Below are 14,231 nucleotides of genomic sequence, written 5' to 3'. Positions count from 1 at the left end.
TTCAGGCGATCCGGTGACGCGCGAGCGCGCATGAACCAGACATGAGGCCGGGCGCTCGCCCGGCGGAGACCATCGTGGCAACGACGACGAAGAAGACGGTTTCGGCCGACAGCGGCAAACTCCTCCATACGCTGGTCAATCTCTGGCCCTATATGTGGCCCTCCGACCGGCCGGACCTGAAGATGCGCGTCGTCTGGGCCTCGCTCTTCCTGCTGGCCTCGAAGATCGTGCTGCTGCTGGTGCCCTATTTCTTCAAATGGGCGACCGATGCGCTGAACGACAAGCCCGATGCCGTCGGCCTGCTGCCGACCTTCCTGCTCGGCGCCGTCATGCTGGTGCTGGCCTATAACGGCGCGCGCATCCTGCAGGCCGGCCTCAACCAGCTGCGCGACGCGCTCTTTGCCAGCGTCGGCCAATATGCCGTGCGCCAGCTCGCCTACCGCACCTTCGTGCACCTGCACCGCCTGTCGCTGCGCTTCCATCTGGAGCGGCGCACCGGCGGCCTGTCGCGCGTCATCGAGCGCGGCACCAAGGGCATCGAGACCATCGTGCGCTTCACGATCCTCAACTCCGTGCCGACCTTCATCGAATTCCTCTTGACCGCCGCCGTCTTCTGGCAGGGCTACGGGCTGCAATATCTGCTCGTCACCGCCGCCACCGTCTGGCTCTACATCTGGTTCACGGTCCGGGCGAGCGACTGGCGCATTTCCATCCGCCGCTCGATGAACGACAGCGACACGGAGGCCAACACCAAGGCCATCGACTCGCTGCTCAACTTCGAGACCGTCAAGTATTTCGGCAACGAGGAGATGGAGGCAAGGCGCTTCGACCAGTCCATGGAGCGTTACGAAAAGGCCGCCACCCAGGTCTGGACCTCGCTCGGCTGGCTGAACTTCGGCCAGGCGCTGATCTTCGGCGTCGGCATGGCGATCATGATGGCGATGTCGGCGCTGGCCGTGCAGCGCGGCGAGCAGACGGTCGGCGACTTCGTCTTCATCAATGCGATGCTGATCCAGCTCGCCATCCCGCTCAACTTCATCGGTTTCGTCTACCGCGAAATCCGCCAGGGCCTGACGGATATCGAGCAGATGTTCGACCTGCTCGAAGTGGAGCAGGAAGTGCAGGACAAGCCCGGCGCCAGGGACCTCGTGGTCGCCGACGGCGCGATCTCCTTCAAGGACGTGCATTTCGCCTATGACCCGGCGCGGCCGATCCTCAAGGGCATTTCCTTCGATGTGCCGGCCGGCAAGACCGTCGCCGTCGTCGGCCCCTCGGGGGCGGGCAAGTCGACGCTCTCGCGCCTGCTCTACCGGTTCTACGACGTGCAGGAGGGCGCGATCACCGTCGACGGGCAGGACGTGCGCGACGTCACGCAGAAGAGCCTGCGCCAGGTGATCGGCATGGTGCCGCAGGACACCGTGCTCTTCAACGACACCATCGCCTACAACATCCGCTACGGCCGGCCCGGCGCGAGCGACGCGGAGGTTTCCGCCGCCGCCGAGGCCGCGCAGATCGGCCCCTTCATCCACCAGTTGCCGGAAGGCTTCAAGGCGATGGTGGGCGAACGCGGCCTGAAGCTGTCGGGCGGCGAGAAGCAGCGCGTCGCCATCGCCCGCACCATCCTGAAGAGCCCGCCGATCCTCATCCTCGACGAGGCGACCTCGGCGCTCGACACCCGCACGGAGCAGGAAATCCAGGCCGCGCTCGACGTGGTCTCGAAGAACCGCACCACGCTCGTCATCGCCCATCGCCTCTCCACCGTCATTTCCGCCGACGAGATCATCGTGCTGAAGGACGGCGGGATCGCCGAACGCGGCACGCATGGCGAACTCATGCAGCGCGACGACGGTCTCTACGCCTCCATGTGGAACCGCCAGCGCGAGGCCGTGCAGGCCGAGGAACGGCTGAAGCAGGTGCGCGAGAGCGACGATCTCGGCATCGTCACGCGCGGCGCGCCGGCGGCGGAGTGATCATTCGGCCGGGGCGGCGAAGAGGATCAGGTTGCCGTCCGGGTCGCGGAGGATGAAGTTCCGCGCGCCCCAGGGCTGGGTCTTCAGCGGCAGGTGGAAGGAAACGCCGGCCGCCTGATAATCGAGGAAGAGCTGCTTGATGGCGGCCGCGCTCTCAAGGGGGATCGCGGCCGAAAGCAGTTCCGCGCGCGCCCTGACATCGCCGACGAAGACGGGCTCGTTCACCAGCCTGAGGCAGAGCCGGGCGCTGTCGCGTGCAACGACGCCATAGTAGGGCGGTTCGCCATAGGTGAAATCCACCGCAAAGCCGAGGCTTTGCGTGAAGAAGGCAAGGGACGCGGCAAAGTCGGTGACGTAGAGCACCGGCTCCGCGCCGCCGAGCACGGGGCCGGTCGTCGTTCTTTCGGGGGAAGGGGTCATGCCTGCTGCTCCTGAGACGAGCGCCTGCCAATCGGAAAAGCCGTTCTGCCGGGCGACGAGCGTCTGCGCATCGCCGAGCGTGAACGGGGCATCGAGGATCGCGCGGTCCGTCTGATCCTTGAAACGGGGCAGGGCCGCGCGCAGGACCGCCGCCACCGGATGGTGCCGTTCGCGGTGCCAGCGCAGATATTGCTTGGCCTGCTTCCTGAGGTTTTCGAGATTCGGCATGGGCGCTATGAGGGTTTCGGTCGTAGGTGGGCATTGCCCCTTCGGCCCGTGCCGATGCGCCCTACAGCAACGGTGAAAGTCTGCGCGCGGCGGTGGGCGGTGTCAAGACGATGCCCTGCCGGCACCCAGCGGCGGAACCCCGCGGAGCCCTGCCTCATTGCTATCCACGACGCCGCCGCCACGATACCGCCCCTCTGCGGTCCTGGGGGCTAATCGCCGCGCCGCATTGCCCCGGCGGGCATTTCACGCTAGGTCCATGGCGTGAAATCATCAGGAGATGTCGGAAGATGAGTTTGGTCGATACGGTACGCAGCACCCTGGTGCCGATCCATCGGGAAGGCTGGAAGTTCGTGGCGATCTTTTTCGTCGTCTCGCTGCTCCTCGGCCTCCTGTGGACGCCGCTGATGTGGATCGGCTTCGTGCTGACCGCCTGGTGCGCCTATTTCTTCCGCGATCCCGAGCGCCTGACGCCGCAGGACGACGATCTCGTCATCAGCCCGGCGGACGGCCGCGTTTCGGCCATCGCCCTGGTGACGCCGCCGGCCGAACTCGAGCTCGGCGACCAGCCGATGCTGCGCATCTCGGTCTTCATGAACGTCTTCAACTGCCATGTGAACCGCGCGCCGATGCGCGGCCGCGTCTCGCGCGTCGCCTATCGCGCCGGCAAGTTCCTCAATGCCGATCTCGACAAGGCGAGCCAGGAGAACGAGCGCAACGGCCTCGTCATCGACAGCGCCCATGGCCGGATCGGCGTCGTGCAGATCGCCGGCCTCGTCGCGCGCCGCATCCTGTGCTGGACCGCCCTGAACGACAGCCTGGAAGCCGGCGAGCGCTTCGGCCTCATCCGCTTCGGCTCGCGCCTCGACGTGTTCCTGCCGGAAGGCGCCCAGCCGCGCGTCAGCCTCGGCCAGACGGCCATTGCCGGCGAAACGGTGCTGGCGGAGTTCGGCTCGGCCAAGGGACCGGTCGTCAGCCGCCGCGGTTGATCGCCCCGGCGATTGACCATTCGCAGCGGCGGCATATCTAACATGGGACCGCCGCCGCAGACGAAAGAGAACGAAGCGAAAAGAGATGGACACGCCGTTTTCAAACGAAGAGCCGAATGGCTCGAACGACGACGAGGCTCGCGGCCCGCGCCTGCGCGAAATACCGCTGCGCATCATGATCCCGAATATCATCACGGTCCTCGCCATCTGCGCGGGCCTGACGGGCATCCGCCTTGCCTTCGAGAACCGCTATGAGCTGGCCGTCGGCATGGTGCTGCTCGCCGCCTTCCTCGACGGCATCGACGGGCGCATCGCCCGCCTGCTCAAGGCGACGTCGAAGTTCGGCGGCCAGATGGATTCCCTGGCCGACATCGTCAATTTCGGCGTCGCGCCGGCGCTTGTGCTCTATGTCTTCATCCTCGACCAGGCGCGCTCCTTCGGCTGGATCGCCGCGCTGATCTACGCCATCGCCGCGGGCCTGCGCCTTGCGCGCTTCAACGTCATGGCCGAGCGCGAGACCAAGGCAAAGTGGCAGTCGGAATATTTCGTCGGCGTGCCGGCGCCGGCCGGCGCCATGCTGGTGCTGCTGCCGGTCTATCTCGGCTTCCTCGGCATCGCGCCGAGCCCGCTCTTCGCGTATCTGGCCGCCGGCTATACGATGGTGATCGGCTTCCTGCTCGTCAGCCGCCTGCCGGTCTGGTCCGGCAAGTCGGAGGGCAGCCGCATCCGCCGCGACCTCGTGCTGCCGTTCATCCTGCTCGTCGTCATCTATGTCGCGACGCTGATGAGCTTCACCTGGGAAACCATGGTGGTGACGGTCGTTGCCTATCTCGCGACCCTGCCGTTCGGCGCGCGCTCCTGGCAGCGCAAATATGGCGGCTGGACCGCGCCGGCGACGCACGGCGCGAGCGAGTTTCCCGAGGAAACCGACGGTCACTAGAGTTTGTCAGGGAAAAGTGGGAACCGGTTTTCCCGAAAAGACAAACGAAAACAAAAGAATTTGGAGCATGTCTGGTTCGATCCGAACCTGACATGCTCCAGGTCGATCGCCATCACATCCGCGTGAGCTTTCCAAAAGCCCCGTTCACGACCGTGGACGGGGCTTGATTTTTTGTTGCAGGTCGACTAACTAGCGAGCAAATAGATAGTAAGCTAATTATACCCGGGCTAGCAACATGACCATGACCGATCCGCGCGAGCGTATTCTCGACGACCTCTCCCGTGTCCAGCGCAAGATGCGCGCCCTGTTCGATGCCCGCGTGAAGGAGAGGGGGCTGACGCTGCCGCGCGCCCGCGCCCTGCTGATCCTCGGCCGCGGGGCGCAGCTCAACCAGCGGGAACTCGCCGACGAACTCGACATCGAGACGCCGACGCTGGTGCGCCTGCTCGACGGCATGGAGAAGCAGGGCTTCATCGAGCGCCAGTCCGTGGAAGGCGACCGCCGCGCCAAGCAGATCGTCATGACCGCCTATGGCGCGAAGGTCGCCGAGGAAGTGCTGGATCTGGCCCGGTCGCTGCGCGCCGATGTGCTGAAGAGCATTTCCGCCGGCGACATGGCGACCACCGTCAAGGTCTTCGGCGCCATGGCCGACAATATCGCCCAGAGCTGTCGGGAAAGCGTCGACGCATGAGCACGGTCCCCGCCACCGGCTCCCGCGCGGCGGAGGACGAGCCGGCAGAGCTGCCGGCGGAACAGCCGGCCGCGCCATCGCCGGCCGCCCCGCCGCCTCCGCCGCCCGTCGCACCTTCCCGCGCCGCCGCCTGTATCGCCGCCTCCACTTTGCTCGCCCTGACGCAGGGCTTCGGCATGAACCTCGTCGCAGCCAATATTCCCCAGCTCCAGGGGCCGTTCGGCGCCACCAGCGCCGAAGCCGTCTGGCTGATGGCCGCCTATATGGCGCCCAATGCCTCGCTGTCGCTGGCGCTGATCAAGATCCGCAACCAGTATGGTCTGCGCCATTTCGCCGAGCTCGGCATCGCCGTCTTCCTCGTCGTCTCCGTGGCGCATATCTTCATCACCGACCTGCATTCGGCCATCGTGCTGCGCTTCTTCGCCGGCATCGCCGCCGCGCCGCTCTCCTCGCTCGGCTTCCTCTACATGCTGGAGGCCTTCTCGCCCGCCCGCAAGCTGACGGTCGGCATCTCGCTGGCGCTGACCAATATCGGCCTTGCCGCGCCGCTGACGCGGCTCATCTCGCCCGCCCTCATCAATCTCGGCGGCGTGCGCGCGCTGCTGCATCTGGAAGTCGCGCTCGCCATGCTGTCCTTCGCGGCGATCTATCTTCTGCCGCTGACGCCCATTCCGCGCGCCAAGGTCATCGAGAAGCTGGATATCGTCAGCTATCTCTTCATCGCCATCGGTTTCGGTTCGGGCGCGGTCATCCTCGTCACCGGGCGGACCTACTGGTGGATGGAGGCGCAGTGGATCGGCGAATTGCTGGTCGTGATGATCGGCGCGCTGACCGTTGCCGCCGTGCTGGAACTGAACCGCGAAAAGCCGCTGATCGACCTGCGCTGGCTCGTCAGCCGCGAGGTCCTGCATTTTGCCGCCGTGCTCGTGCTCTTCCGCCTGATGCTGGCCGAGCAGACCGCCGTCGCCGGCAATTTCTTCCAGGTGACGGGGCTGCAGAACGACCAGCTCACCGGCCTTTACGGCGTGGTGACGCTGGCGACCGCCGTGGGCGGCCTCTTCTGCGCCGCCATCATGAAGCCGGGCCGGGAGCCGGGCATCCACATGGTCGCGCTGATGCTGATCGCCGCCGGCGCCTTTCTCGACAGCCGGGCGACGAACCTCACGCGCCCGCACGACATGTATCTCAGCCAGGCGATGATCGCCGCCGGCGGCAGCCTGTTCATGCCGCCGGCCATCGCCTCGGGCTTCACCATGGCGCTGCGCAAGGGGCCGCAATATATCCTCAGCTTCATCGTCGTCTTCCTGGTGACGCAGAGCCTCGGGGGTCTTGCCGGCTCGGCGCTGTTCGGCTCGTTCATCACGCTGCGGGAAAAGTTCCATTCGAACATTCTCGCCGAGGCGATGACGCTGGCCGATCCGCTGGTTGCCACCCGCATCGCGCAACTGTCCGCCGCCTATGGCCGCACGATCACCGACCCCGCCGTGCTGAAGGCGGAGGGCGTCGCACTGCTCGGCCAGCAGGTGACACGCGAGGCCAATGTGCTCGCCCATAACGACGCGTTTCTCGTCATCGCGCTGCTGGCGGTGGCCGCCGCCGCGGCGCTCGCCATCCACCTGCTTTACGTTCGTATCAGAGAGGCCGGCGCCAAGGCGCAGCCGGCCGTTGAAGGTTGACCGACATGAAGAACTACATCCGCAACACCGCCACCGCGCTTGCCGTCGTGCTCGGCCTCGCCGGCATCGGCGTCGTCGCCTATGCCTGGCAGCTTCCGCCCTTCGCCAGCGACGTGCAGACGACCGACAATGCCTATGTGCGCGGCTACGTGACGCTGATCAGCCCGCAGCTCGCCGGTTATGTCACCGACGTCGCGGTGAAGGACTACGAGACCGTCAAGGCCGGCCAGGTGCTCGCCCGTCTCGACGACCGCATCTTCCGCCAGAAGGTCGAGCAGGCCAAGGCCACGCTCGCCAGCCAGACGGCGGCGCTCGCCAATTCCGAGCAGCAGGAAAACGCCGCCAAGGCGCGCATCGGCGCGAGCGACGCGGCGCTTGCCAGCGCGAAGGCCGCGCAGCGGCGGGCGCAGGAAAGCTGGAACCGCATCGAGGAACTCTCCGACAAGGGCATCGCGACCCAGAGCGACCGCGAGCAGAGCCGCACGACGCTCGACCAGGCCGAAGCCTCCGTCTCGCAGGCCGAAGCCAATCTCGAAGTTTCCCGCCAGGACCTCCAGACCATCATCGTCGGCCGCGATTCCCTGCGCGCCGCCGTCGCCGGGGCGGAGGCGTCGGTGGAGCTCGCCAAGATCGATCTTGCCAACACCGCCATCACGGCCCCGCGTGACGGCATCGTCGGCGAGGTCGGCGTCAAGCTCGGCCAGTATGTCGCAGCCGGCACGCAGCTCATGGCCGTCGTGCCGCACGACACCTGGGTCATCGCCAATTTCAAGGAAACGCAGCTTGCCTATATCAAGCCGGGCCAGCAGGTCGAGGTGACGGTCGACGCCTTCAAACACGCCACGCTGAAGGGCCATGTCGAGCGCTTCTCCCCCGCCGCCGGCTCCGAGTTCAGCGTCATCCGCCCCGACAACGCCACCGGCAACTTCACCAAGATCGCCCAACGCATTCCGGTGCGCATCGCCATCGACGAGGGACAGGACCTCGCCAAGTACCTGGCGCCGGGGCTTTCGGTGGTCGTGACGACGGTGGTGGAATAGGCGCACGCAAGCGGATGGGAGTCCTCTCGCCGCGCGGACGCGCGGTGGCTGGATGCCGGATCAAGTCCGGCATGACGGAGGAGAGGGAGCGGCGAGGGAGGTGTGGGCTGAACCTGCTGCAAGCCTTTCGAGAGCACAGCAGGACGTAGCAGACATCCATCTCTTCTAAGGGCTGAACGCGTCAGACATCCAGCAGCGCAGCCGGCACATCATCCGGCCCTCGCACAAACCTCTCCTCCGTCACCCCGGACTTGATCCGGGGTCCATCGCGCTCGCGTCTGCGAGCGCAGGAGACGCGTTTCAGCGGATGCGAGGCGTCCTCTCACCGCGCGGACGCGCGGTGGCTGGATGCCGGATCAGGTCCGGCATGACGGAGGAGAGGGCCGTGCCCAAAGAAAAAGGCGCGGTCGCCCGCGCCCTTTGAAGCTGGCAAAAGCCGTTGTGCTCACTCCGGCAGGCGGTAGTCCAGCAGGCGGCCCTGACGCATGTCGAAGAGCTTGCCGGTCTCGGCGAAATCGGGCGCCAGCAGCGGCAGGATGGCTTTCGCCACCTCCGAGGGGTGCTGCACGGTCGAGGGGTCTTCGCCGGGCACGGCCTGCGCGCGCATGGCGGTACGGGTGGCGCCGGGATCGAACGAGGTGATGCGCAGCGCCGTGCGCTGGGTCTCGCCCGCCCAGGTGCGGGCGAGCGCTTCCACGGCCGCCTTGGAGGCGGAGTAGGGGCCCCAGAAGGGCTTGCACTTGTGCGCGGCGCTGGACGACAGGATGACGGCGCGGCCGGCATCCGAGCGCAGCAGCAGCGGCTCGACCGAGCGGATGAGACGCCAGGTCGCCGTGACGTTGATGGTCATGACCTTTTCGAAGACCTTCGCCTCGACATGGCCGATCGGCGAGATCGTGCCGAGCACGCCGGCATTGGCGACGAGGATGTCGAGCTTGCCCCAGCGTTCGAAGATCGAGCCGCCGAGCTTGTCGATGGCCGCCATGTCGGTGAGGTCGAAGGGAACCAGCGTCGCGCTGCCGCCGAGGCCCTTGATGGCATCGTCCAGTTCCTCCAGACCCCCGACGGTGCGGGCGCAGGCGACGACATGCGCGCCGGCCTTCGCCAGTTCAAGGGCGGTGAAATAGCCGATACCGCGCGACGCGCCGGTGACCAGCGCGAGGCGGCCTTTCAGGTCGATGCTCATGGTGCCTTCAATTATCCGTTGCTTGCCATTACCGAAATCTTCCGTCCCATCGTCTCGCCTTCCTTGTCAAGGAGGCGCGTCGGATAGTCGCCGGTGAAGTAATGGTCGGTAAATTGCGGGCGGGCATTGTTGCGGTCCTCGCCGCCGACGGCGCGGTAGAGGCCGTCGATGGACAGGAACTCCAGCGAATCCGCGCCGATATATTTCGCCATCGCCTTGACGTCGTTGTACTGGTTGGCCAGCAGCTTGTCGCGGTCGGGCGTGTCGATGCCGTAGAAGTCCGGATAGAAGATCATCGGGCTTGCGACGCGGATATGCACTTCCTTGGCGCCGGCATCGCGGATCATCTGCACGATCTTCAGCGACGTCGTGCCGCGCACGATCGAATCGTCGACGAGGATGACGCGCTTGCCGTCGATCATCGCGCGGTTGGCCGAATGCTTCAGCTTGACGCCGAAGGCGCGGATCTGCTGCGTCGGCTCGATGAAGGTGCGGCCGACATAGTGGTTGCGGATGATGCCGTATTCGAACGGGATGCCGATCTCCTGGGCGTAGCCGAGCGCGGCCGGCGTGCCGCCGTCCGGCACCGGCACGACGACGTCGCCCTCGACCGGATGCTCCTTGGCAAGGTTCATGCCCATGTTCTTGCGCGCCACATAGACGCTGCGGCCGCCGACGACGGAATCGGGACGGGCGAAATAGACATATTCGAAGAGGCAGAGGCGTTCCGGCTGGGCATTGCCCGACTTCTTGGCCTCGATGCTGATCGAGCCGTCCGGCTGTATCTCGCAGACGATGATCTCGCCGTTCTCCACGTCGCGGATATATTTCGCGCCGATGATGTCGAGCGCGCAGGTTTCCGAGCAGAAGATCGGCTTGCCGTCGAGTTCGCCCATGACGAGCGGACGGATGCCGGTGGGATCGCGCGCGGCGATCAGCTTGGTGCGGGTGATGCCGAGCATCGAATAGCCGCCTTCCATCTGGCGGATGGCGTCGATGAAGCGGTCCGTCGTGGAGGTGTAGCGCGAGCGGGCGATGAGGTGCAGGACGACTTCCGTGTCGGAGGTCGACTGACAGATCGCCCCGCCGGCGATGAGCTGGCGGCGCAGCGTCAGGCCGTTGGTGAAGTTGCCGTTATGGGCGACGGCGATGCCGCCGACTTCCAGTTCGGCAAAGAGCGGCTGCACGTTGCGCAGCGCCACTTCCCCGGTCGTGGAATAGCGCGTGTGGCCGACCGCAATGTCGCCCGGCAGCTTGGCCAGCGTCACCGGGTTCGTATAGTGGTCGCCGACGAGGCCCATGTGCTTTTCCGTATGGAACTGCTTGCCGTCGAAGGAGACGATGCCGGCCGCTTCCTGGCCGCGATGCTGGAGCGCGTGCAGGCCCAGCGCCGTCAGCGTTGCGGCATCCGGATGGCCGAGAATGCCGAAGACGCCGCACTCTTCGTGAAGCGTATCGCCATCGAGATCGTCGTCGTGGCGGCCGGGAAACAGGAAATCGCTCATTGCTGCAGGCCTTTGCTCGGGCACGGGGTTCAGGGTCTTCGTCGCCTCCGGCCACGCCCATATGGGTATCGCCGAAAGCATTTGCCACCGAGGCCCGGAAGCGTCAGTGGCTGATATCGTATCCTACCAAAAAATCGGGGAGCCTGCCTTCGTCAATTCTCGCGAGCGGCGGCTCCCCTGATCACTTATCCGTTCGTGGCGGGCGTCTCTTCGGCGGGCGTCTGGTTGGTGCCGCCTGCCGTGCCGTCCGGGTCCTCCGCCGCGCCGCCTTCACCCTCGGTGGGCTTGCCGCGCAGGCGGTCGAGGATCGTCGCATCGGCGTCTTCCGGCAGCAGCGCCACGAGGCGCGAGCCGAGATTGTCGAGCAGCGGCTTGGACTTGGCGGTGGTCACCCAGGTCGGCTGCTGCTGCGGGGCGACGAGCCAGTTGAAGAACAGCATGGCGACGACGACGAGCAGGATGCCGCGGGCGGCGCCGAACAGGAAGCCGAGCGTGCGGTCAAGCGCGCCGATGCGGCTATCGATGATGAAGTCGGCGATGCGCATGGTGATGAAGGAGATCACGATGAGCGCGACGAGGAAGACGGCGCCGGCCGAGCCGACCATGGCGACCGTGTCGCTCGTCGTATAGTCCTTCGCATAGGGAAGGAGCACCGGATAGAGGAAATAGGCGGCTGCCGCGGCACCCACCCAGCTTGCGACGGACAGCACTTCGCGCGAGAAGCCGCGCACCATCGCCAGTACGGCGGAGAACAGTGCGACGCCGATGACGATACCGTCGAGAATTGTGATGGGCATGTTCGTTCTACTCCAAACCCGAAATGTCGCCGGGCCCCACATCCCCGTGCGGAGCGCACATTAGCGAAAGGTCTCTTCGCCGTCTCAATTCGGTACGGGTTTCCCACAGGGCATTACCGCGTGCCGGAGGGCGTCAGACGTCCTCGTCCTCCCGCTTCAGGGCGCGCTTCGATCCGGCAATGCGCGCCACCAGATCCGGCAGGCTGTCGATCTCGCTCCAGCGGCTGCCGGTGCCCTTGGGCAGGTCGGCGGAACCGGCGGGCAGCACGGCCTGCGAAAATCCCAGTTTTTCCGCCTCCTTGAGGCGCTGGGCGGTGTGCGCCACCGGGCGAATGGCGCCCGACAGGCTGACTTCGCCGAAATAGACGCAATCGGCCGGAAGGGCAAGACCGGCAAGCGAGGAAACGAGCGCGGAGGCGACGGCAAGGTCGGCGGCCGGTTCCGAGATACGATAGCCGCCCGCGACATTGAGATAGACGTCGTGCTGGCCGAGCCGGACGCCGCAATGGGCTTCCAGCACCGCCAGGATCATCGACAGGCGCGCCGAATCCCAGCCGATCACCGCCCGGCGCGGCGTGCCGAGCGAGGTGGGGGCGACGAGCGCCTGCACCTCGACCAGCACCGGCCGCGTGCCTTCCATGCCGGCGAAGACGGCGGCGCCCGGCGCCTTGGCATTGCGCTCGCCGAGGAAGAGTTCGGACGGGTTGGAGACTTCGCGCAGGCCCCGGTCGGACATTTCGAAGACGCCGATCTCGTCCGTCGGGCCGAAGCGGTTCTTGACGGTGCGCAGGATGCGGTAATGGTGGCCGCGGTCGCCCTCGAAATAGAGCACGGCGTCGACCATGTGCTCGACGACGCGCGGGCCGGCGATCTGGCCTTCCTTGGTGACGTGGCCGACGAGCACCATGGCCGCGCCGGTCTGCTTGGCGAAGCGGATCATCGCCTGGACGCCGGTGCGCACCTGCGTCACCGTGCCGGGCGCGGCGTCCGCCGTGTCGCTCCACAGCGTCTGGATCGAATCGATGATGACGAGGTCCGGCCGCCGGCCTTCGCCGATGGTGGCGAGAATGTCCTCGACATTGGTCTCGGCGGCCAGCAGCACGTCCGTCTCGTGCGCATGCAGGCGCTGGGCGCGCAGGCGCACCTGCGCCACCGCCTCTTCGCCCGAGACATAGATGATGCGGTGGCCCTGGCGGGCAAGGGCCGCGGCGGACTGCATCAGGAGCGTCGACTTGCCGATGCCGGGATCGCCGCCGATCAGCACCGCCGAACCGCGCACGAAGCCGCCGCCGGTGGCGCGGTCGAGTTCGGCAATGCCGGTGTGGATGCGCGGGGCTTCCTCCGTCTCGCCCGACAGCGTGGTGAGCGCGACGGGGCGGCCCTTCTTCGGCACCTTGCCGGGGCCGGCGCCGATGCCGCCCATCGGGTCTTCTTCCACGATGGTGTTCCACTCGCCGCAGCCGTCGCATTTTCCGACCCAGCGGGAATGCACGGTGCCGCAGTTCTGGCAGACGAATTGGGTGCGGGCTTTCGCCATGATGTCTCGCTTTCCGGAATCATTCGGAAAGCCATTAGCACAAAAGGAGAACGTGTCCTATTTTTTCACCAGCTCGTAGCGCCGTTCGTAGCGGCGGCCGAGACCGGTCAAAAGCTCGTAGTCGATGGTGCCGCCGGCGCGCGCGACATCCTCGATCGGCATGGTGCGGCCGAAGAGCTCGATGAAGTCGCCGGCCCTGACGCTGCCGGGCGAAAGGTCGGTGACATCGAAATGCGTGAGGTCCATGGTGACGCGGCCGACGAGCGGCACGGCGCGGCCGTGCAGCACGCCGCTCGCGCCTTCGATGCCCGCCTTGCGCAGCGGCACGCCGGCGCCCGACAGGCTGCGCATGTAGCCATCCGCATAGCCGATGGCGGCGACGGCGATGCGGCTGTCGCGGGCAAGGGGCGAGGCGCCGTAGCTGACGGTCTCGCCGGCCTTCGCCTCGCGCACCTGCAGGATGCGCGCTTCGGCGGTGACGACCGGCTTCATCGGGTTCGGCACGTCGTTGACCGCCGCCCCGCCATAGAGCGCGATGCCGGGGCGAGTGAGGGTGAAGTGATAGTCCTCGCCGAGGAAGATGCCGGCGGAATTGGCGAGCGTCGCGTCGATATCGTCGAAGGCGGCGACGACGCTGCGGAAACGCTGGAGCTGCTGGCGGTTGAGCGCATGGCCGGGATCGTCGGCGCAGGCGAGATGGCTCAGCAGCATGATCGGCGAAAAGCTCGCCGGGCGGGCGGCGTCGCTGGCGAGCGCCAGCGCATCCTCGACCCGAAGGCCGAGCCGGTTCATGCCGGTATCGACATGCAGCACGCAGGGCAGGTCGCCGCTCTCGGCGATGGCCGCCATGAAGACGACGAGCTGCTCTTCCGACACGATGACCGGCACGAGGTCGAATTCGAAGAACAGCCGTTCCGAGCCGGCCCACATGCCCGAGAGAACATAGATGCGCACGTCGGGCAGCGCGGCCCGGAGCGCCGCGCCTTCCGCCGGGGTGGCGACGAAGAAGTCGCGCGCGCCGGCGTGGTGGAAGGTGCGGGCGGCCGGTTCCAGCCCGATACCGTAGGCGTCGGCTTTCAGTACGGCGGCCGTGCGGGCGGCGCCCGAGCGGCGGGCCATGGCGCGCCAGTTGTCGGCCAGCGCCGACAGATCGATCGTCAGGCGGGCGTGATCCTCGCCGGCGACGGGCAGGGTGGGGCGGTTGTGCAGATGGTGCGGGCTCATGTCCCTGAATACAGCCTGTGGACCATGGCAG

The 14,231-nt window shown here is 66.6% G+C and carries 12 protein-coding genes; 6 read left to right on the top strand and 6 right to left on the bottom strand.

All coding sequences use genetic code 11. The features are described 5' to 3' along the window. The first annotated feature begins 74 nt into the window (after positions 1-74). Complete coding sequence (locus V8U06_RS06045) at positions 75-1,970, top strand: ABCB family ABC transporter ATP-binding protein/permease (protein WP_427139897.1); 1,896 nt, start codon at positions 75-77, stop codon at positions 1,968-1,970. Here V8U06_RS06045 and V8U06_RS06040 read toward each other — a convergent pair whose 3' ends face one another. Next, the gene (locus V8U06_RS06040; RefSeq protein WP_427139896.1) at positions 1,971-2,618 is read right to left on the bottom strand and encodes a VOC family protein; all 648 of its coding nucleotides are present in this window, start codon (positions 2,616-2,618) and stop codon (positions 1,971-1,973) included. Positions 2,619-2,905: 287 nt separating this feature from the next. Here V8U06_RS06040 and V8U06_RS06035 point away from each other — a divergent pair, with 287 nt between their 5' ends. The 5 genes from V8U06_RS06035 (at position 2,906) to V8U06_RS06015 (ending at position 7,951) form a co-directional block, all read left to right on the top strand. Further along, the gene (locus tag V8U06_RS06035) at positions 2,906-3,604 is read left to right on the top strand and encodes a phosphatidylserine decarboxylase (protein WP_226919773.1); all 699 of its coding nucleotides are present in this window, start codon (positions 2,906-2,908) and stop codon (positions 3,602-3,604) included. Between the two features lie 85 nt (positions 3,605-3,689). Beyond that, the gene (gene pssA, locus V8U06_RS06030) at positions 3,690-4,544 is read left to right on the top strand and encodes a CDP-diacylglycerol--serine O-phosphatidyltransferase (RefSeq protein WP_226919772.1); all 855 of its coding nucleotides are present in this window, start codon (positions 3,690-3,692) and stop codon (positions 4,542-4,544) included. A 235-nt stretch (positions 4,545-4,779) separates the two neighbouring features. Then, positions 4,780-5,235, top strand: a complete 456-nt coding sequence (locus tag V8U06_RS06025) for a MarR family winged helix-turn-helix transcriptional regulator (RefSeq protein ID WP_427139895.1) — start codon at positions 4,780-4,782, stop codon at positions 5,233-5,235. Next, positions 5,232-6,911 (top strand): MFS transporter, encoded by a 1,680-nt coding sequence (locus tag V8U06_RS06020; RefSeq protein WP_427139894.1) that lies wholly within the window; start codon positions 5,232-5,234, stop codon positions 6,909-6,911. The genes V8U06_RS06025 and V8U06_RS06020 overlap by 4 nt, the downstream gene beginning before the upstream one ends. Before the next feature lie 5 nt (positions 6,912-6,916). Then, the gene (locus V8U06_RS06015) at positions 6,917-7,951 is read left to right on the top strand and encodes an HlyD family secretion protein (RefSeq protein ID WP_427139893.1); all 1,035 of its coding nucleotides are present in this window, start codon (positions 6,917-6,919) and stop codon (positions 7,949-7,951) included. Between the two features lie 445 nt (positions 7,952-8,396). Here V8U06_RS06015 and V8U06_RS06010 read toward each other — a convergent pair whose 3' ends face one another. From V8U06_RS06010 to alr, 5 genes are all read right to left on the bottom strand, one after another. After that, a complete protein-coding gene (locus tag V8U06_RS06010; RefSeq protein ID WP_427139892.1) occupies positions 8,397-9,137 on the bottom strand; it encodes an SDR family NAD(P)-dependent oxidoreductase in 741 nt (246 codons plus the stop codon). A gap of 11 nt (positions 9,138-9,148) precedes the next feature. Further along, on the bottom strand, positions 9,149-10,642 hold the full coding sequence (purF, locus tag V8U06_RS06005) for an amidophosphoribosyltransferase (RefSeq protein WP_427139891.1): 1,494 nt from the start codon (positions 10,640-10,642) through the stop codon (positions 9,149-9,151). A 185-nt stretch (positions 10,643-10,827) separates the two neighbouring features. Continuing rightward, positions 10,828-11,439, bottom strand: coding sequence for a CvpA family protein (locus V8U06_RS06000; protein ID WP_427139890.1), 612 nt, complete (start codon positions 11,437-11,439; stop codon positions 10,828-10,830). A gap of 133 nt (positions 11,440-11,572) precedes the next feature. Continuing rightward, entirely contained in the window at positions 11,573-12,976 is a 1,404-nt protein-coding gene (gene radA, locus V8U06_RS05995; protein WP_427139889.1) for a DNA repair protein RadA, read from the bottom strand. 57 nt (positions 12,977-13,033) lie between these two features. Then, complete coding sequence (gene alr / locus V8U06_RS05990) at positions 13,034-14,200, bottom strand: alanine racemase (RefSeq protein ID WP_427139888.1); 1,167 nt, start codon at positions 14,198-14,200, stop codon at positions 13,034-13,036. Positions 14,201-14,231 lie beyond the last annotated feature (31 nt).

Source organism: Shinella sp. G-2, from assembly GCF_050172695.1.
In the GTDB taxonomy this organism is placed as follows: domain Bacteria; phylum Pseudomonadota; class Alphaproteobacteria; order Rhizobiales; family Rhizobiaceae; genus Shinella.
Note: the sequence above shows the minus strand (reverse complement) of the source record. Positions and strands in the feature narration are given on the sequence as shown.

Coding starts and splice junctions, on each gene's coding strand:
- V8U06_RS06040 (WP_427139896.1), bottom strand. CDS start 2,618: ATGCCGAATCTCGAAAACCTCAGGAAGCAGGCCAAGCAATATCTGCGC.
- V8U06_RS06035 (WP_226919773.1), top strand. CDS start 2,906: ATGAGTTTGGTCGATACGGTACGCAGCACCCTGGTGCCGATCCATCGG.
- pssA (WP_226919772.1), top strand. CDS start 3,690: ATGGACACGCCGTTTTCAAACGAAGAGCCGAATGGCTCGAACGACGAC.
- V8U06_RS06025 (WP_427139895.1), top strand. CDS start 4,780: ATGACCATGACCGATCCGCGCGAGCGTATTCTCGACGACCTCTCCCGT.
- V8U06_RS06020 (WP_427139894.1), top strand. CDS start 5,232: ATGAGCACGGTCCCCGCCACCGGCTCCCGCGCGGCGGAGGACGAGCCG.
- V8U06_RS06015 (WP_427139893.1), top strand. CDS start 6,917: ATGAAGAACTACATCCGCAACACCGCCACCGCGCTTGCCGTCGTGCTC.
- V8U06_RS06010 (WP_427139892.1), bottom strand. CDS start 9,137: ATGAGCATCGACCTGAAAGGCCGCCTCGCGCTGGTCACCGGCGCGTCG.
- purF (WP_427139891.1), bottom strand. CDS start 10,642: ATGAGCGATTTCCTGTTTCCCGGCCGCCACGACGACGATCTCGATGGC.
- V8U06_RS06000 (WP_427139890.1), bottom strand. CDS start 11,439: ATGCCCATCACAATTCTCGACGGTATCGTCATCGGCGTCGCACTGTTC.
- radA (WP_427139889.1), bottom strand. CDS start 12,976: ATGGCGAAAGCCCGCACCCAATTCGTCTGCCAGAACTGCGGCACCGTG.
- alr (WP_427139888.1), bottom strand. CDS start 14,200: ATGAGCCCGCACCATCTGCACAACCGCCCCACCCTGCCCGTCGCCGGC.